Origin of the sequence: Terriglobus sp. 2YAB30_2, assembly GCF_052114765.1 — a bacterium.
GTDB lineage: Bacteria > Acidobacteriota > Terriglobia > Terriglobales > Acidobacteriaceae > Terriglobus.
The window spans coordinates 284980-303328 of record NZ_JBFRFJ010000001.1; the positions used below are offsets into that span (position 1 = coordinate 284980).

Here is an 18349-nt window from a genome sequence, read left to right on the forward strand (position 1 = left end):
GTCCCTCGGATTGAAGCGTAGCCTCGGCAGTCTGAATAAATGGCCTTGAGCTTGTAATAATTGCGACTACTTTAGTCCTTAGCATCACGGATACCTTAAGTACGTCAATATGTTTGAAACGGCTCGTTTTTTTATGTGAACAGGCGTATGGTGTACCCCAGATTCCAAGGCGCACCTGTGCCGGTTGTTGAGACGCCTAAACTCCTACGGCGAAGTGTGCTTCAATGCCTGCAGGTTTGGTCGCCCACTTGCTGGTTTGCGCTGCGTGAGTTCCGACGGAGGATGGAAGATGCGTTCTGTACCCAGATCTCCAAGAGCGAAACGGTCCAGGCTACCTGTAGTACTCCCAGTGCAGCCAGCCATCCACTCGGGAGCCCGGCCTTGATGAGAGACATCCAACACATCGAAAAGATACTGACTCCAACCAACGTAAGTGCGACAACTGGGAGATATGGGCTCCGGATCAGCAACTTTTGCGGAACATGGGAGGTATACAAAGCAGGGCCATAAAACGACCGATGCAGTCCAGTAATTGCCATAATGGTATGTCCTTTAAGAAAACCAAATGCAGTACAACGGGCCCGATCACGATACGGAACTGAGACCCGACGAAAATGAAACTGGCTCAAAGTACATAGAACGGGTAGATATAGTCCTCAAAACCGTAATTGATGCTGGTCAATTGATCCATTGTTATATCCAGGTCTTTTGTAATGAAAGAGATACAGTTTTTTGGAGAATATACGTTTGAGAAATCTCCGCTACTTGTCATGCGCGGAATTGAGATGATTGATCTCACACCAAGGCAATTAGAGACCTTATCTTTGCTGCTTGAAGCTAAAGGGGAGGTCGTTAGCAGAGAGACATTCCTGGACAAAGTCTGGGGAGACGTTATTGTCGAAGAACACAATCTGACCCAGACAATCTTTCTCCTGCGCAAGACCTTAGGGAGGTTACCAAATGGTCAGGAGTACATAGAAACAGTACCCAAAAAAGGGTACCGCATGTCACCATCCGCATTGTCTCTCTCAACAACGCGCGAACCCGCTCCCTCCCTATGGGACAAGGCGAAAAAGAAGATTCCCTCGCCAGCTTTGCCGAGTGTTCCTTTGATGGAAGGGAAGCGCTCCAGGAACATTATTAAGAAGATGTTTCTAATACAGGCTGCCGTCATTGTTGTCACGATGGCAGCTACGCTGCTCCGCGGCTTTCAGGCAAGGCCACACTTATTGAAAGTAAGGCAGCTAACGGATGACGGCGTCTATAAGGTAAGTGATGCTCCCATCTTCCTGCGCGATAATAGGCTCTTTTTTACGGAGCGCCAGGATACCCGGAATGTGTTGGTAAGTGTCTCTCTCGATGGCAGTATCTCCAGGAACCAGGTGCTTCCGTTTCGGGATGGAGTTCTGTCTGGTATCGGCAAGTCTGGGGAGGAAGTGCTGATTGCCAGGCCGGGTGATAAAGGCACAATCACCGTGGCATTGCTAAACGGAGATAACGCTCGCCCGTTAAGTGAATTCAGTGGAGAATCGCCTTCGTGGTCGCCAGACGGCAAGCGTCTGGCGTTCATTCGCGGACAACAATTGTTCACGGCGGACGAGGGGGGCCAGAACCCCGTCCCCCTGGCGGCAGTGCAAGGAATCCCATTCTGGCCGGTATGGTCGCCTGACGGTACTGCTATACGGTTTTCGGTTCGCGAGCCAGATGGGGGACAAAGCATTCACGAAGTAAACCTTGCGACGAAACGCCTTTCGCAGGTGCTCCGGGGCGAGCCACATGAACATCGTGCATGTTGCGGTGCATGGACCTCGAACGGAAGGTATTTCGCATATGTTGTCGGAAACTCCGCGTCGACGTCACTATGGGTGCAGCACGAAGAGGTTCTTGGATGGAAGGAGATCAAGCGTTCCTGGGAGCTGGCATCGGGGCCGGTGGATTTCTGGCGGGCGCCCGTTATCGACCAGGATCATATTTATGCGATCGGTGAACAGGTGAGGCACAGGCTCGTTCTGCTCAACTCGAAATTTGCTCCTTTTCTTCCGGCGGTTTCGGCGAATTCATTGAGCATCTCTCATGATGGAGCGTGGATTGCGTACTCCGTGTATCCGGAGGGTTCACTCTGGAAAAGCCGTCTGGATGGTACCGAACGGACCCGTCTTTCGGCGCATGACGAGTACACACGCATGCCGCAATGGTCGGCCGATGATCATGACATCTTCTATCTGCGCATGACCGAAGGCAAGCCGTGGAGTTTAGCGCAGGTGGATGCGCGTGGCGGTAAGCCGGGCATTCTGGCAATCGGCGGCAGCGGAACGAGTGAGCTGGCCTATAGTAGCGCCGGCGATCAACTTGTCATGGATCAGACGGGCCTGAGCAGCACGAGATCCGGGAAGCTCGCCATCCTTTCTTCAAAAGGGCAATTGATAGAAGAACTGCCAGGGTCTGAAGGAATGACCGCTGCAAGGTGGTCAGCGGATGGGCGATATATCTCTGCTATAACTGCGGATCGAGAACAACTACGCGTTTTTGACAGGGTGTCCAGAAAGTGGGATGTCGTGTTCACCTCAGCCACGATCGGAGCTAATGTCTGGGATCGCAAGGAGAATACCCTCTATTTCATGGCCCGCCAGGAGTCCACGGCAACCCAGGAGCAGCGGTGTACCCTTTTCAGGTTTCAGCCCGGCGGGCAGGGGGTAAGCGAAGTGATGGAGATACCTGAGGTCTATGCGAATGGTGATGTATCCCGAGCATTAGAGGCCACCGCACGCGGAGACCTGATCTTCGAGTACCTGGAGGGTGCGGCGGAGATCTATGACCTGAATGTAGATCTCAAGTGAATCGCGTACGGGACTGGAGCTCCATAACTTCCTTCCGGGAGATCTCCCCTGTAAGTGATCACCGTCACTAGGGACGGTGCAGATGGTCACGGTCTTCCTGTATCGAGCCTGTTATGTAGCCATGTGAGCGCGCTTGCGCCGAAGGAGGGCTTGTCATGCCTACTACGCTAACCGTCCACTCAGGCAAATCGCTTAAGACTGCTATTCAATTTCCTCATATTCATAATCTTTTTGAGGACATGGAGCGCCTTACCGAACGTATCTCCAAGCGTGCTTTCAGTCTCTTCCAGCAACGCGGAGGGGCCGAGGGCCGTGACTGGGATGATTGGTTTGAGGCTGAAGCGGAGTTCCTGAAAGCGGTTCCGGTAGAGATTGTAGAGTCAGATCAAAATTTTTCCGTCCGGGCGGAAGTGCCGGGGTTCAAAGCCGAGGAGCTTACCGTTCAGGTGGAGCCGAATGGAGTCTATATTCGCGGTAGATCCGAAAGCAGGAAGGAAGAAAAGGGGAAGGGAGCTGTCACGTATAGTGAAGTGTTTTCGAATGAGATTGCGCGCCATATCGAACTGCCGTCCATAATCGATGCAAGCCATAGTGAAGCAAAGCTCAGCGATGGTGTGCTCGAACTTACGTTGCCAAAATCGGCTCCTCCCAAGGCCGTCAACATCAAGGTCGCATGAAGACATAGCCCTCGTTCGGTGCAGGGACGTTATAGAGCATCTTCCCTGTAGCTTGGTATCCCGGAAGGGGCGTGCAGCGGCGTTTTCATTGCGGAAAACGCCCATAGATGCGGAAGCCCTGATGCGGAAGCCCTATTCTACAACTGCAGGGAACAATGCTCTAGCCTCACGGAATGACTACGTAGGGAAGTGTGAATCTGCTTTCGCGAATATCGAGCAGAACCCGATTGATCTCATCCAGGCGGCAGGGCGTGACCTTTGGCCGCCATGAGAGGTTTGCAACAAGCTGCAGATACTCGGCGGCATCTCGCCGCGTGAGATTGGCGACGCTGCGGAGTTGCCGTTCTCCCCAAAGAAGCGTGTCGTAGTCGAACGACGGAATGCGGTCCAGATGGACGGCATTGATCGCGACGACTCCTCCCTTCGAGAGAGAGCGAAGGGCAGAGATAACAACATTACCGACAGGCGCAAAGGTGATTGCTGCATCAAGCTGTTCGGGAGTTTTCTCATCGAGCGGACCTGCCCAACGTGCGCCCTGGGTGCGGGCCAGATCCTGGTGGTCGGGTTCGCGGGTGGCCACGAAAACGTCACAGCCCCACTGGAGAAGAACAGGCATCACCATTTGCACCGAAGCGCCGTATCCAAAGAGACCCACGCTTGTACCGGGTTTGACGTCAGCAACGCGTAGACTCCTGTACCCTACTGCGCCAGCGCAAAGAAGCGGGGCGGCCGTTTCCGACGACAGGCTTGCTGGAATTGAATAGGTGAAACGAGCATCGACGGTAACGTATTCTGCAAACCCTCCATCGCGTCCGTATCCCGTGAATACGGGATGGTCGCATAGATTTTCACGGTCCGTCGTGCAGTATCGGCAGGTGCCATCGGTACCGCCAAGCCAGGCAACGCCAACGCGATCTCCAATTTGAAGAGAACTAACGTTCGTCTTCACGACCTCGCCCACGATCTGGTGCCCGGGAATGATGGCCTTTTTGATCGGAGGAAGGTCACCTTCAGCGATATGGAGGTCAGTATGGCAAACTCCACACGCCACAACTTTCAGTAACGCTTCACCGGGCAAGGGCGAGGGCACTGGGACGTCCCGCAGTACCAGCGGTGAGGTCTCAATCGGCGCCGGCTGTTCCAGGACTGCAGCACGCATCGGAGAATTCCTCGATGATCCATCATCGTACCGTCCTGGTAATTGGAGCAATCACTCCGTTCGGAGCGCGGTCATCGGGCTTACGTCCGCTGCTCGTCTTGCCGGCAGGTAGCCGGAGCAGACAGCGACAGAGAGCAGAAGCAGAATCATTCCGGAAAATGTGATCGGATCGCCAGGCTCCGTTCCATAAAGCAATGCGGTGATGGTTTTCGCCACCATGAAGGAAACGATGGTTCCAATGGCTATGCCGATGACCGAAAGGCGCACCGTTCTCCCAATAACACTGAACAGTACGCGGCTGCGTGTTGCCCCAAGAGCCATGCGAATGCCAATCTCCTGTGTCTGGCGGGCAACTGAGTAGGAGATGACACCGTAGATTCCAAGGCATGCAAGCAAAAGCCCAACAGCGGCGAAGATTGCGACGAGGAACGCAAAGAAGCGGCGAGGAGAGATGCTGTGGTCGACCAATGCCTGCAGTGGGCGGAGCTCTACCGCGGGCTGACCAGGGTTGAGTCGCCGCAGGGTAGAAAGTAAGGGAGCTGCAAGAGTATCCGGTGGCATGGAACTGCGAATCACCAGTTCTGCGCCATCTTCGCCCCATCCCTGGGCGATGGGCAGATAGACCTGCCACGAAGAACTCGCTTCGACGTTGGTTTCATGGATATCTGAGACAACACCAATGATGCGGACGTCTTTCCCGCTCATCACCACCATGTGATCGATCGCATCGCCATTGGGGAACAGGAAGCGTGCAGCCTTCTCATTGATGATGATCACCGGTTCGTTGGTAGCGTTGTCATTCCAGGAGATATCACGCCCACGAAGATGCATTCCCATGGTTGGGAGATAGCCCGGAGAGACGACGTAAACGAATGTGGACGGACGCTCGTTCCGCCCATACATCACCCCTTTTACTCCAGGAGGGCCCCAGGTGCGATTGCGTGCGAGGGGAAGATTGTCGGAGAGACCCGCAGTCTGAACTCCCGGAACCATGGAGACTTCGTGCATCAAATTGCGATAGAAACTGTATCGATCCTCATTCTTCAGGTTCGGCACATCAACCGTGATTGACGCGGATTGTGATGGCCGGAAACCGAGATCAACATCCATGACATGGAGAAAGCTCCTCAATAGGAGGCCTGCGCCGACGATCAGGACACAGGCCAGGGCGATCTCACTCACGACAAGCGCATTGCGCAGCCCTTCGTGCCGTTTGCCTTCACTGGCAGCCGGTCCACTGTCTTTAAGTCGAGACTGAAGGCCAGTATCGGTCGCTCGAAGGCTGGGGATTGTGCCAAAGAGGACCATCGCGATCAGGCCGAGAAGCACTGTCCACCAAAGGGTGATTGGATCGATACGAAGTTCTGAGATGAGCGGCAGTGCGATCGATCCCTGATGGGCAAGCCAGCGTACGACGGTTGCAGCAAGCGCGACTCCCAGGATCGAACCGGAAGCGGCGAGCAGGAAGCTCTCCGTGAGCAACTGCCGTATCAGTCGCCCGCGGCTGGCGCCCAGCGCAAAGCGGAGGGAAAACTCTTTGCTGCGCGATGCCGCACGGCCAAGCAGCAGATTTGAGAGATTGACACAGACGATCAGTAGGATGGTCGCAACTGCGGCCCAAAGAACATAGAGAGAACGGCGAAGCTGCCCGGCAACATGTTCCTTCATCGGGACAGCGATGGCTCGGCCATAGCTGCCCTTACTATCGGGGAATTTCTTTCCCCAATAGAACTGAGGGAACAGCGTTGCGGTTTCGGCCGATGCCTGCTGCGCGGGAATGCCCGGCTTTAAGCGCCCGATAAAAGTCAGCGTATTTCCGGAGTAACGGATCGCCTCTACATTCAGAGGCGTGAGCACGTCTACGCGTGTGCCGGGCGAAAATGTAGAACCGAAATCGAAGCTCTCCGGCAGTATTCCGACAACCGTTACTGGTGTGTTGTCGATGGAGACCGCGGTATTGATCAGGTCGCGGTCTCCATGGAAGCGCGTCATCCAGAATTCATGCGAAAGCATCACAACCGGTGAAGCGCCTTTAATCCCGTCTTCCTTGCGGAAGTCTCTTCCAAGACCAGGCGATACGCCAAGTACGTTAAGAAAGTTGGGAATGACATCGATCCCGCTGATTGGTCGCGGAATGCCGTTCCCGGTAAGTTTATGGTTGTTGGGCGAACTGAATGCAAAATAGCCCGTCACGCCGCTGTAAGAGCGATTCATGTCGCGCAGGTCTTCATACGCGTCGACCGAATAGGTGGAACCGGAGAGCCCGCCGCCGGCATCTGCGGGCTGAATCCATACCAGCGCTTCGGGATCGTGAAAGGACAACGGTCGTAAAAGGATCGTGTTCACCAGGCTGAAGACAGCGATATTGGCTCCCATCCCGATTGCGAGAATCGCAACAGCAACCACGGTAAAACCGCGATCTCGCTTCAGGGAACGAAGGCTGAACTGAAGATCCTGCCGCAGGGTGTCTAACCATGCCCGCGGATGCTGATCGTGACATTGTTCGCGTGCAGCTTGCATGCTGCCGAATTCAATGGAAGCCTGACGGCGGGCTTCGTGAGGTGACAGGCCTGACGCAATCTTTGCCTCGACGGCGTGCGCCATATGAAGGCGCAGCTCTTCGTCGACTTCCGTCGAGGCGTTGTGCTTGCGAAAGATATAGCGGAGGCGGGAGATGGCTTCGCGGATCATGCGAACTCCTCTCGGGATGCGTTAAGTACCGTAGAGATCGCGGTGCTCAAGCGCTCCCACTGTTCCAGCTCGGACCGTAGTTGTTTGCTGCCGACAGGCGTCAGGGAGTAGAACTTCGCCTTCCGGTTGTTCTCTGAGGCTCCCCAGGAAGCTTCAATCCAGCCCTTGTATTCGAGCCGATGCAGCGCGGGATAAAGAGAACCTTGCCCAATCTGGAGGACATCCGCTGAGATCTGCTGAATGCGAGTGGCGATGCCCCAGCCATGCATGGGGCCGTGAGCGAGGGTTTTCAGGATAAGAACGTCGAGTGTTCCCTGAAGAATGTCAGTGGACGGCGGCATAGACTCTCCCCTTGATATTCGACAAAAGGGTTTCGTATCTCATGTCGAATGTCAAGGGGAGGATGCCGTGGATCTGCGATCAGGCCTTCGAGCTAACCATTTGGAGCTCCTGCGGGCCGACGCTTCCGTCGAGGAGATCGTCGAGCTGCTTGGAAAACGCCTGGAAATGCGGGGTAGCGTAGTGGTACTCCAGGGCCGCTTTTGAGACCCAGTTTTCATAGACGACCCATGTATTTGCGTCATTCAGGGAATGGTGCAGGTCGTAATTGATGCAACCCTCTTCTGCGCGCGACGGTGGCACAAGTTCGAGAAGCGCCTGTCCAAGTGCCTCGCTCTTACCCGGCTTCGCTATCAGGGTTGCAATGATCGTAAGTTGCGGCATCGTTCCTCCGATTCTTATTTTGTGGTGGCTAGGTCCAGATTATTACTGCAATGGCTTCAAGGAGACGGTCTTTCCGGTTTGCACTGAGGTGCGAGCGGCGTCGAGGATCTGCATCACGATCAGGTTCGTGTCCAGGGAAGACAGATCGCCCTGATCTTTGACCTCTCCATGAAGAACGGCAGCCAGATATTTCAGAGAACCGGATTGGTCGGCGGGAAGCGAGGGAGAGGTTCCGGTCTGCTCTTCGGATTCGCCGACGAAGCGTTTGCGTGCATGGGAGGGGCCAACGGTAAAGACGGTTCCCCGGGTTCCGTAGAGCTCCATATCTTTGCGGGCGAAGCTCCAGTTCCACGACGCCATCAGAACTGCCTGAGCCTTCGGGTAGCGCACGATGATCGTTGCATCGTCGTCGACGTGCGGATAGATCTCCGGCTTGTCGGTCTGAGCGGAGGCGGTGACAGAGACTGGAGTTTCTCCATGCATCAGTACTGTGGCAAGGTCAGCACCGTAGCAGCCGAAATCGAAGAGTGCACCTGCACCATTGCGAACGGGATCGGTGAGCCAGGGAAGCCATTCCGGGCCGACGCCAATCTCCTTCGGGCCTTCGTGCCCATCGTGCACAACGACTTTCCGTACATCGCCTAGCTTGCCATTGGCAGCAAGGCTCAAGGCTTCAGCGTTGGAGGAGTACCACGTCGTCTCATAGTTGACGAGGACATGCACGTTGTAACGTTTTGCCGCGTCCCGGATGGCGAGCGTATCAGGCATGGTCGTCGCAAGGGGCTTCTCTACCATGGACGAGATGTGATGACGGGCAGCGGCCTCGATGACGCGGCGATGGTCCAGGATGGTGGTGTAAACCAGTACGGCATCAGGATGCGTGCTGTTGAGCGTCTCTTCCAGGTCGGCATGGAAGAGGGAATGGTCGAGAGAGAACTGCTTCTCGTACTTGGCGGCGAGCGCGGTATCGGGTTCCACGATTGCGACCAGTTGAGCATCCGTGGACTTGGGAAGATCGCGAAGGAAGCCTTTGACGTGGCCGTGCACGAGGCCGACGATCGCGACTCGAATCGGCTGCTGTGCGCGGAGCACAGGTGCGAGTGCGAGGAAGAGAAGTGCCAGGGGTAGTCTCAATTTCACTTGGGTCAAGCTCCTTTGCCGTCAGAGCATTTTCCCTGTAGGTGTGGTGTAGGGCTTCTGCATCGATGAGCGTTTTCCGCGATGAAAACGCCGCTGCACGCCCCTTCCGGGATACCTAGCAACAGGAAAAATGCTCCAGAAGGCAAGTGTGCCGTGTCGCTTTGATGGTGGTCAAGCAAACCGGAGGAAACCCAACATCTTGCAGAATACGGTGGCTGAACAAACGAATATTCTCGGTCCAGCCACCATAGGACACCTGGCCCTGGTCTTCGCGGTTATGTTGTGCTTGCGCTGTTCCGGCTGCGATACAGCATGACAGGCCGCCGTGCCTGCATCGTGACCGTGACCTCGCGGCCTGCCTGCTTCAGAGAGACGGGTTCTTTTCTGTCTGGGAAGAGTATCGCGCCTGTGACCTCCTGGGGGTTCCAGGAGGAGGGCAGCGTCGCGGTCAACGGGCCATCATGGACGGAATACATGGCGATGCGATCATTCCCCAGGGGGCAGAAGACGGCGTCCTTTCGTGCCACCTCCGCTCCGTTGAGGATGACTTTGTAACTCTGATCTTGCCAGTCCATCTCGATGGAGTTGCCGGAGCCTTCGAGGTGTGTAACTGTCCGGTCTTGAGTACGCTGAAAGCCCTCGATGTTGAGCAGGTGCAGACGGAACCACGGCACCATTGTCAGATAGAAGGAGTCGAGCATCTTCTCCTGTGAGGCATCTCCATTGAAGATGGAGTGCTGTGCTTCACCGTAGAAGGTCATGAGAAAGAGTGGAAGCTCGCCCGCGTTACCGGCGCGGCCCCAGACTGCGCTCTTGCGGTAGATCATGGAGAGCATCGGTACTGGCTTTCCACCGAAGGGGCAGGGCTTGGGACCGCCCGCGTACCAGCTCATGCTCATCTTGCCGATGAATGGATAGCGAAGCCCTTCCGACGTGACGTCGACGCCGTGCTTGGCGAACTCTTCCATAATGCGGTAACGGCCCGCATTGAGATTACGAATGCCGCTGGCTGGATGTTTGGAGTCCCAGTCGTTGCGGATAGCGTAGTACGAGAGCACGTCGACATGGATGGTTCCCGGCAGCTTGTAGCGTTCGCAGGTATAACGGACGCGATCCGGACCTGGGCCTTCCATATACTTGGCCAAGCCCTGAATGTACGATTCTTCGCCGGTCCATTCGCGGCTCTTCCAGAGCTGGCCATCGGGTTTGCGGGCGATCATCTCTTCGTTCCATGCCGGGCTGCTGCGATATGCGTCGTCGTAGTTGTCTGAAAGGCTGACGGTTGTGTTCAGAGCCTTCGCGCGGTCCATCAGACGCATCATGCCGTCATAGCCTCCAATGCGTTCATCCACAACGTTCACCGCGGGGTAGCCCGTGTCTTTTCCGCGGAACTGCCAGCCCCACAGGTGAACGAGTTGCGGAGAGCCATCAGTCAGGGCATGGATATCTCGAATGATTTGTTCGCAGCGCTCAAAGGTTGCTGACGGTTTGGGAAACTTCGGCTCGTCAACCCGAATGCCATAGATGAACTTGTCATCGTAGAAGTGATTGGGGATGGCAGGCATACGTGCCCGGACAAGTCTTGCTCCATCGACCCAGTCGAGGACCTTTCCGCCTGCTTCCGGTTCAAGGAAGTCGAGGCGGCAGGTAGACTTCTGCTCTACCAGTAGGTTAGGCGTAGCGTTGTTGCCACAGCTCTTCGGAGCGCCGCGTCCCAGGTTCATGTCGTAACAGGCGCTTCCGTCAACACGATGAACCTTCGTCGTTCCGAGCGCGGCGATTCTTTCGGGGGCTTCGCCTGTTACCGACAGGAGTGTGCCATCCATGAATGCCGTCGTCTCCTGCATGCAGACCGTGCCGGAGTGCCCGGCCATGATGACGGGAAGAACGCCGTTGATCTCTCCCCAGAAGGTATTGAGAGGCAGCTTTCCGGCCTTGGCATCGCGTAGCGAGACCAGATCGCCGCCGTCGTCCGCATGGGCGATCCATGCATTTGGATCAGATTCGTGCACGCTGACAAGGGAAGGCATCGAGAGTGAGATCAGCTCAAACCCGGGTTGCTCCTGTACATCCTCGAGCGTGACTTGAATGCGCCGCCCATCGATCGCATAGCGCAGGATGAAGTTTGCCGCAGGTGCGGAATCGCAGGTCGCCTGGAAATGAAAGTCGGCCGTAGACCGCGTTGTCTTTTCGGCGGAAGGCCGTATCTCCACATCACTGAAGGCGTGAGGTTCGCGCTGGAAGAGGCGGACCTTCAAGGGGGTAGCAGGTGCGCTTCCGCGATAGAGTTTGCCGGAGCGGAGCAACCGATAGGAGACAGGCAGGCCGGTCGTTGCGTCGAGTTGCAGAACGAGATGGAGCGATCGCAGCGAGGTGGTGCGGCCTGCAGAAACGGGCGCGGCCGGCTCAGAGAAGAGATCGCCGGTCTTTGCCATGGCCATGCCGGCGGCACTGATTTTGAGAAGGGTGCGGCGGCTCAGGCCATCGGGGCGAACGGTCATGTGTGCTGCTCCTTGTATTGCCTTGTGGGGACGAGCGTTGATGCGCTCGTCCCGATGGTTAGAAACTAAGTTTGCCGCCAAACTGCAGTTGGCGTACGGTACCGGCCCCCGTGATACGACCGAAGGTTGCCGTACCGATGGTGCCGCCCGGATTGGAGTAGCTGGGGTTGTTCAAGGCGTTGGAGGCCTCTGCCCTGAACTGGAACTTGACGCGCTCCGTAATCGGGAAGGTACGCGCCAGATTAAGATCGACATTGTGATACGCGGGGCCCGTCAGGAAATTACGAGGCGTGTTGCCGTTAACTGGAACACCATTCGTGGGTACAGCGTTCTGAACAAATGCTGATGTATTGAACCATTGGCTCAATGAGCGCTGCACCGCATTCGGCTCGCCTATCACGGAGGCGCGGTCGTTGGTCTGCCCGTCCAGGTTGGCATCGAGTGAATTCAACACAGTAAAGGGAGAACCGCTACGGAGACGAGCGAGAGGCGAAATCTCCCATCCCTTCGTGACCGCTTTGAGCCAGCGTTGTGATCCGCTGTAGTAGTCCGGCTGCCAGACGATGCCGATCGTAGACATCTGGCGGTAGTCATTGTCGGTGCGGCCACGTTCGTCGCGCAGGCGTGTGTAGTTCTGTGCTGTGCCTCCGGGGCCTGAGCTTTCAAGTCCGACGCTGGAGAGCGACTTCGACCACACATACGTGCCGCTGACAGAGAGATGGTGAGACATGCGCTGCGTCACCGTCGCCTGCAGCGAGTGATACGAAGATGACTGGTTGGACTCAGTGCGCAGAATTGTGCCAAACGGCTGGTAAGGTCGGCGGCACTGAACGTTACCCGTGGTTGCAGTGAGTGTTGGCGTGCCTGTTGCTCCGGTGGTGCATCCCGAACTGCCGGCAGCAAGACCATAGTTTGTGTTGAGGCCGGGGTAGTTGAGATCGGGAGCGTAGACCTGATTGCGGCTGAGTGCTCCCACATACGCGAGCGAGATGCCCCAGGAGTTTGTAAGTTGCTGCTGGACAGATAAGTTCATCTGCACGGTGTAGGGGGAGTCAGCCGACTTGCTTGTCGGCTGAATGGGGCCGGCTACCGGAAAGAAGTTGCCGGTGTATGGAAAGATATTGCCGGAGGGCTGGCCACGATACGGATTCGAAAGGCTGGCGCCCGTTGTGCTGGAGACGACCGGGAAGCTGTAGCGGATAGCGAAAGGAATCGTATTGCCGCTGGCCATCCAGCTCTCTTCCGAGAGTGAGCCCCAGAAGAGTCCTGCGCCGCCGCGGAAGGCGGTTTTGCCATTTGCAAACGGATCATAAGCGAAACCGAGGCGAGGAGAGAAGTGGCTATACCGCACAGGGGTGATGCCGCGGGAGATGCCTGCGTCGCCGGGAAAGAGCAGGCCAACAGGTGCATTCGGACGCACCGTAGATTGCTGCCCGGCAACAAAGCTGGATTCGCGATTCGCCGGATCGACCGGAGGCGTCTGAATGTCATAGCGTAACCCCAGATTGACGGTAAGCTGCCGATTGAGGCGGAGATCATCCTGCAGAAAGAAAGACGAGGTCAGAGTGACAGCAGAGACGGAAGCAGGCGCGTCCTGCTGTGCCGAACTGGGGAGACCGAGCAGGAAGTCGCCAAAGCCGGCAAGCCCTGTCGACTGACTGCCAACGCGGGTGACGCCTCCATTGAAGGAGAAGCTTCCCCAGTTATTCAGATTGGCGACCTTCTGCGATTTGTCGAGAACGGCCTCGCCCCCGAATTGAAGCGTGTGGCGGCCGCGCGTCCAGGTGACCAGGTCACGGACGGCATAGTTGTTCGTGAACCCGGGACCGGAGTTCGTTTGCCCAAGAGTGAAGTATCCAGTGATGGAGAGATTGGGCAGCGCCTTTGGCCCTTGCGGAGCAAAGGCAGAGCCGAAGTCAGCAAGCGAGAGGGTCGGGGTGTTGACGCGGTTTGAGAGCAGGCGCGTGTAGGAGATCCAGGCATTGTTGACGATGGCCGGCGTGATGGTCCAGGTGTGCGCAAGAACGAAGTTCTGCTGCCTCCAGAGCATGTTCTGCGAAGAGTAGGGGACATTGCTTGATCCGCCGCGCGCTCCATTAAAGCCGCTGGAGTTAAAGTAGGTGCCCGACAACTGCTGGTTTGCGCTCAGCGTGTGGTTCAGCTTCAGCAGGAAATCATCAGTGTTGTAGGGAGAGTTGTAATAGCCCTGCCATGAAGGATAGGCGCCCACTGAGCTGGAGAACGTCGTATTCGGCGCCGGCAGATAGCTCTGCATGAATCTCGTCGCAACGGGATCGAGATGGGCCGCGGGAATGATATTGCCTGGATATGTGGTTCGGCTGGCGGTGCTGGAGCTGCTGTATGGATTGCAGATCAGATATTTGCCGCTTGCAAGGTCGGCAGCCGATAGGACCGGGGCAGAACCTGACGCGCACGAGTAGGTCGAGCTTGAGGAAAGACTAGCAGGGAAGTGATCGCTCAGGTTGCCGGCCTGATTTGCGGCTGTGGGAATGATGGAGTTCTGCAGGAAGGTGCCACTGGTCTGGCGAAGGCCTGCATAGGAGCCGAAGAAGAACGTCTTGTTGGGTACGATCGGACCGCCAAGCGTCGCGCCGAATTGGTTACGGTGCAGAGGAGATTTCGGGAGTGTGGCGTTCGATCCCCAGTCGCGCGCATTGAGCTTCTGGTTACGAATGAACTCGAAGACCGTGCCGTGGACCGTGTTCGTTCCGGACTTGACCAGCGCATTGATAATGCCGGAAGCAAAGCGTCCGTACGGCGCACCGTAGTTGCTGGTCTGAACCCGAAACTCCTGCAGCGCGTCAGGATTGGGAAGAATGTTGCCCGAGTTGCGCAGACCGGTCATATTCGGCGCGCCGTCAAGATAGTAGTTGACCGAACCTGCACCGTTATCACTGCCGCCGTTGATCAGGGTGATCTGCGCGGGCGCGCCAAACGACTGAATGTTGGAGTTGGTTTGCACGCCGGGTGTCAGGTCGAGCAACTGATACGGATTTCGGTTCACCAGTGGCAGCTCGATCATCTGGCGTGAGTCCACGGTGGTTCCAACCTCGGCATTGACGGTGTTGACCAGCGGCGCCGAAGCCGTGACCTCAATCGACTCCGTCACTTCGCCGGCGGAGAGCGCAATGTCGACGCTTGCCGGCGCTCCTGCATTGAGCGTGATGCCTCTCTGCACAAACCGCTTGAAGCCGGGCATGGATACGGTGACGGTGTAGTTGCCGGTCAACAGGAAGTCGATGCGGTATGCCCCATCGCTCCCTGTCTGCGCAGACTTCGACTGACCGCGATCAGTATCCGTGGCGACTACGGTGGCATCTGCGATGGCGGCTCCGGTGGGATCCGTGACCGTGCCGACGATCGAAGTTGTAGTGACTTGGCCGAAAAGTGCAACGGGGGCCGCAAAAAGCAACACGAGGAATAGGGCGCGATACACGTATGACATAGTTTGATGTCCAAACAAATGAAGCTGGAACTACGCCGTTTTTTTACTCTTAGAAAGTATTTGTTGTAAATAAAAAACTGCATCTGGTTCGAAAAAGGCCGAATACGGGTGTCTCGATAGGCTTTCGTCTAAACATTTTTATTCGCGTTACTGATGATCGTCATGATTACGCTGCGAGGGGGAATAGAACCGGATTGGACGTATGCGCGTCGTTCGCCTTAAATAAATCTGCGCTCCTTGTGGAGCGCAGACCTGGGTGTGGTTAAGGGAAGCAATAAATCGTATGTGGTGACTCGCCCTAGACTCCGACGAGGACCTGTTTTTCTGAGCCCTCGATCATGCTGGTCAAGCGGCTTACAACCTCATTCAGCAGACTCGACTGTACGGTGAGTTCCATTGCTGCCGCGGCGCTCTGTTCGGCGCTTGAGGCAGAGGTTTGGGTGACACGCTCCATGGCCGAGATCGACCGGGTAATCTGATCGATGCCACGAGTCTGTTCCATGCTGGCTGAGGTGACCTGATCCATCAGGGACTTCACGCGGTTCGACTCAGCGGTTGCGATTCCGAGAACCTCAACGACCATGTCGAGCTTCAGCTTGCCGGCATGGGAACCCCGCATGGACTTGTCTACGATTACAGACGAGTCCTGGACAGCCTGGGCGCAACGCTGTGCCAGATTGCGAACCTCTTCCGCGACGACGGCGAATCCGGCTCCGGCCTCACCTGCGCGGGCGGCCTCTACAGCGGCGTTCAGCGCGAGGATGTTGGTCTTGAAGGCGATTTCATCAATCACGCGAATGATCTTCGAAACCTCGTCGTTCGATTTCTGGATCTCATTCATTGCGTCGACGAGTTCCACGAGGGATTGATTCGTTTGGACGAACCTCTCCTGCGATGCGGCCACAAGATCGTGGGCCGAACGGCAGTCATCGGTGCTGCGAGCTGCCATGGCATTGATCTGCTGTGATGAAGCTGAGGTCTCTTCCAGCGAGGCTGCCTGGTTCGAAGCTCCCTGAGCCAGCGATGCGCCGGAGTCGGAGACCTGACGCGCGGATGCGGCAACACGGCGCGCACCATCGGCAAGGCGTTCCGCCAGACTACGCAGCGGAGAAGAGACCTGCTTCTCCATCACGAAGATGGTCAGGCCGGCAAAGCCCGCGGCAATGCCGAACAGGACGAGGGTCAACCAGCGCTGCCATCCGTTGGAACTGTTGACAGCGGCAAACTCAGCTTGAAAGGCCTTGTCGCCGATGGCGGAGGCCATATCGTCGAAGGCCTGCTCCATCTTGCTGTTGTCCTGGGCGAGGCTTGCAAGAGAGTTCTGTGCTCCGTCGGTCATGCTGTCCGGAGAAGAGACCATCTTGGTGTAGGTGCTCTTGGAACGCTCCCGAAGGCCCGCATAGAAATCTGCTGCATCAGCGACCTGCTTTTGCAGCGCTGGGACTGTCTTGAGCTTATCCTTGGCTTGCTCCAGTGCTTCGGTGGCATTCCTGGCATCGTCATCCGCGGCCGCCAGGGCTTTGGCGTCCTGCAATAGTACGGCGTCCTTATAGTCCTTCACAACGGCTTGAAAGCTGCTGTGGGCGCGGTTGATGCTGAGTGTTGCCGGATAGATAGCACTCGATACCTGAGACAGATGCTGCTGCGTGCGGCCGGTGGTCCACTGCACCAGAGCAAAGAACAGCAAGTAGCCGCCTGCCAAGGCACCGACGCCAAACAGTAGTTTGGCTCGAATGCTGAAGTGTTTCATGTTTTTAATTCCTCCATCGCGATGTAAGAGGTGTGTCGCGCGTCGATGGCGAGGCACTCTAGGCGTATTCCTCACACATCATTTATCGGCCAGGGGTAAAAAACATTACTGTAACTAGCGGTTACCACTGGCGATTACCGTTGGGTTCACTCTCCTGTCATGTTGCCGAACTGTCCGTCGATAGAGAGTTTGAGACCGCGCGTTCATTGTCGCGGTACGCGATTTTTTAGGAGTTTCTAAGATGAAGAGGTTTCTTGCCTTTGCTGCGGCCATGTTGATGGGCGCAGTTATTCCAGGTCATAGCCAGAGTCTTGACGAGTTGAATGTTCAGATCCACGGATATGCTACGCAGGGCTTCCTGTACACGACGAACAACAATATCTTTACAACCAAGTCCAGCGATGGCAGCCCCTCATGGGATGAAGGCGTCCTCAATATCAGCGCACAGCCGGCCCAGAAGCTTCGCGTCGCTGTCCAGGGCCGCTACTTCGTACTTGGCAACTTCGGCAATAAGATCACTGTTGACTACGCGATGGCCGACTTCAAGGCGAACGATCACTTTGGCGTTCGCTTCGGTAAGGTAAAGACCCCTTCGGGCCTGTTCAATGAGACGCAGGATATCGATCCTTCCTATATCTGGGCGTTGCTTCCGCAGAGCATCTACCCCATTTCCAGCCGTAACTCGCTGCTCTCGCACTTTGGCGGCGTGGCCTACGGCTCGTTTGTGCTTGGCCATAAGCTCGGCAAGATTGAGTACCGCGGCTTTGCCGGTCAACGTACCCTGTCCAGCGATGACGGCTACTTCGTCAATCAGACCGAGGCGGGCATTCTACTTCCGAACGGGACTCACCAGAACATGTTTGGCGGAGCTATCCATTGGAAAACTCCTCTCTCCGGCCTGATGATCGGCGTATCCAACATCAAGAACATGAAGGGTTCGGATGTGGTTACAGCCGGCAACGGAGCGATCTCGGGTACGCAGTCGCTCAACACATTCAACCTCCCGAACTACTTCGCTCAGTATGAGAAGGGCAAGTATATGTTCGCCGCGGAATGGACCCGCATTCCGGTCTCGGGCTCGCTCGCATTACCTCCAGTGATAACGCAGCCGATCCATCTGGACCTGCGTAGCTGGTATGTCATGGGCAGCTATAAGCTGACGGACAAGTTTAGTGCGGGTCTGTATCACGGCGAGTCGTTCGACCGCAGAGCCACTCTTGGCGCCGCACGCTATTCGAAGGATTGGGCGGTTGCAGCTCGCTACGATTTCAGCCAGTTCATCTATGCCAAGGCGGAGCAGCACTTCATCGATGGAACCTCCATTGGCTATGACACGAACCTCAACACCGGTGGCCTGAAGCCGACCACGAAGATGACCGTCCTGAAGATGGGCGTCAACTTCTAA

At 56.3% G+C, this 18349-nt stretch carries 10 protein-coding genes and 1 pseudogene; 3 read left to right on the forward strand and 8 right to left on the reverse strand.

Features of this window, described 5'->3' with window-relative positions; translation table 11 throughout:
- Positions 1-713 precede the first annotated feature (713 nt).
- Together AB4Y89_RS01085 and AB4Y89_RS01090 are read left to right on the forward strand one after the other, a co-directional pair.
- Positions 714-2837 (forward strand): winged helix-turn-helix domain-containing protein, encoded by a 2124-nt coding sequence (locus AB4Y89_RS01085; protein WP_442299065.1) that lies wholly within the window; start codon positions 714-716, stop codon positions 2835-2837.
- 155 nt (positions 2838-2992) lie between these two features.
- Complete coding sequence (locus AB4Y89_RS01090) at positions 2993-3514, forward strand: Hsp20 family protein (RefSeq protein ID WP_442299066.1); 522 nt, start codon at positions 2993-2995, stop codon at positions 3512-3514.
- Between the two features lie 166 nt (positions 3515-3680).
- On the opposite strand, the gene AB4Y89_RS01095 is transcribed toward AB4Y89_RS01090, so the two are convergent.
- The 8 genes and pseudogenes from AB4Y89_RS01095 to AB4Y89_RS01130 form a co-directional block, all read right to left on the reverse strand.
- Positions 3681-4673 (reverse strand): zinc-dependent alcohol dehydrogenase family protein, encoded by a 993-nt coding sequence (locus AB4Y89_RS01095; RefSeq protein ID WP_442299067.1) that lies wholly within the window; start codon positions 4671-4673, stop codon positions 3681-3683.
- 51 nt (positions 4674-4724) lie between these two features.
- A complete protein-coding gene (locus AB4Y89_RS01100) occupies positions 4725-7364 on the reverse strand; it encodes an ADOP family duplicated permease (protein ID WP_442299068.1) in 2640 nt (879 codons plus the stop codon).
- Positions 7361-7705: a PadR family transcriptional regulator gene (locus AB4Y89_RS01105; RefSeq protein WP_442299069.1), complete on the reverse strand. Its 345-nt coding sequence runs from the start codon at positions 7703-7705 to the stop codon at positions 7361-7363. Before AB4Y89_RS01105 ends, AB4Y89_RS01100 begins: the two co-directional genes overlap by 4 nt.
- 79 nt (positions 7706-7784) lie before the next feature.
- The gene (locus AB4Y89_RS01110) at positions 7785-8087 is read right to left on the reverse strand and encodes a putative quinol monooxygenase (RefSeq protein WP_442299070.1); all 303 of its coding nucleotides are present in this window, start codon (positions 8085-8087) and stop codon (positions 7785-7787) included.
- A gap of 42 nt (positions 8088-8129) precedes the next feature.
- Positions 8130-9227 (reverse strand): Gfo/Idh/MocA family protein, encoded by a 1098-nt coding sequence (locus AB4Y89_RS01115; protein ID WP_442299071.1) that lies wholly within the window; start codon positions 9225-9227, stop codon positions 8130-8132.
- Positions 9228-9502: 275 nt separating this feature from the next.
- Positions 9503-11728 (reverse strand): endo-alpha-N-acetylgalactosaminidase family protein, encoded by a 2226-nt coding sequence (locus AB4Y89_RS01120; protein WP_442299072.1) that lies wholly within the window; start codon positions 11726-11728, stop codon positions 9503-9505.
- Between the two features lie 58 nt (positions 11729-11786).
- Positions 11787-15194: a carboxypeptidase regulatory-like domain-containing protein gene (locus tag AB4Y89_RS01125; protein ID WP_442299073.1), complete on the reverse strand. Its 3408-nt coding sequence runs from the start codon at positions 15192-15194 to the stop codon at positions 11787-11789.
- 298 nt (positions 15195-15492) lie between these two features.
- Positions 15493-16044 (reverse strand): annotated as a pseudogene (locus tag AB4Y89_RS01130) (methyl-accepting chemotaxis protein); the annotation flags it as partial.
- Positions 16045-17185: 1141 nt separating this feature from the next.
- On the opposite strand from AB4Y89_RS01130, the gene AB4Y89_RS01135 reads away from it, so the two are divergent.
- Positions 17186-18349 (forward strand): hypothetical protein, encoded by a 1164-nt coding sequence (locus AB4Y89_RS01135; RefSeq protein ID WP_442299074.1) that lies wholly within the window; start codon positions 17186-17188, stop codon positions 18347-18349.

Excerpts from the sequence above, each read along its gene's own strand:
- AB4Y89_RS01085 (WP_442299065.1), top strand. The coding sequence starts at position 714 with ATGAAAGAGATACAGTTTTTTGGAGAATATACGTTTGAGAAATCTCCG.
- AB4Y89_RS01090 (WP_442299066.1), top strand. The coding sequence starts at position 2,993 with ATGCCTACTACGCTAACCGTCCACTCAGGCAAATCGCTTAAGACTGCT.
- AB4Y89_RS01095 (WP_442299067.1), bottom strand. The coding sequence starts at position 4,673 with ATGCGTGCTGCAGTCCTGGAACAGCCGGCGCCGATTGAGACCTCACCG.
- AB4Y89_RS01100 (WP_442299068.1), bottom strand. The coding sequence starts at position 7,364 with ATGATCCGCGAAGCCATCTCCCGCCTCCGCTATATCTTTCGCAAGCAC.
- AB4Y89_RS01105 (WP_442299069.1), bottom strand. The coding sequence starts at position 7,705 with ATGCCGCCGTCCACTGACATTCTTCAGGGAACACTCGACGTTCTTATC.
- AB4Y89_RS01110 (WP_442299070.1), bottom strand. The coding sequence starts at position 8,087 with ATGCCGCAACTTACGATCATTGCAACCCTGATAGCGAAGCCGGGTAAG.
- AB4Y89_RS01120 (WP_442299072.1), bottom strand. The coding sequence starts at position 11,728 with ATGACCGTTCGCCCCGATGGCCTGAGCCGCCGCACCCTTCTCAAAATC.
- AB4Y89_RS01125 (WP_442299073.1), bottom strand. The coding sequence starts at position 15,194 with ATGTCATACGTGTATCGCGCCCTATTCCTCGTGTTGCTTTTTGCGGCC.
- AB4Y89_RS01135 (WP_442299074.1), top strand. The coding sequence starts at position 17,186 with ATGAAGAGGTTTCTTGCCTTTGCTGCGGCCATGTTGATGGGCGCAGTT.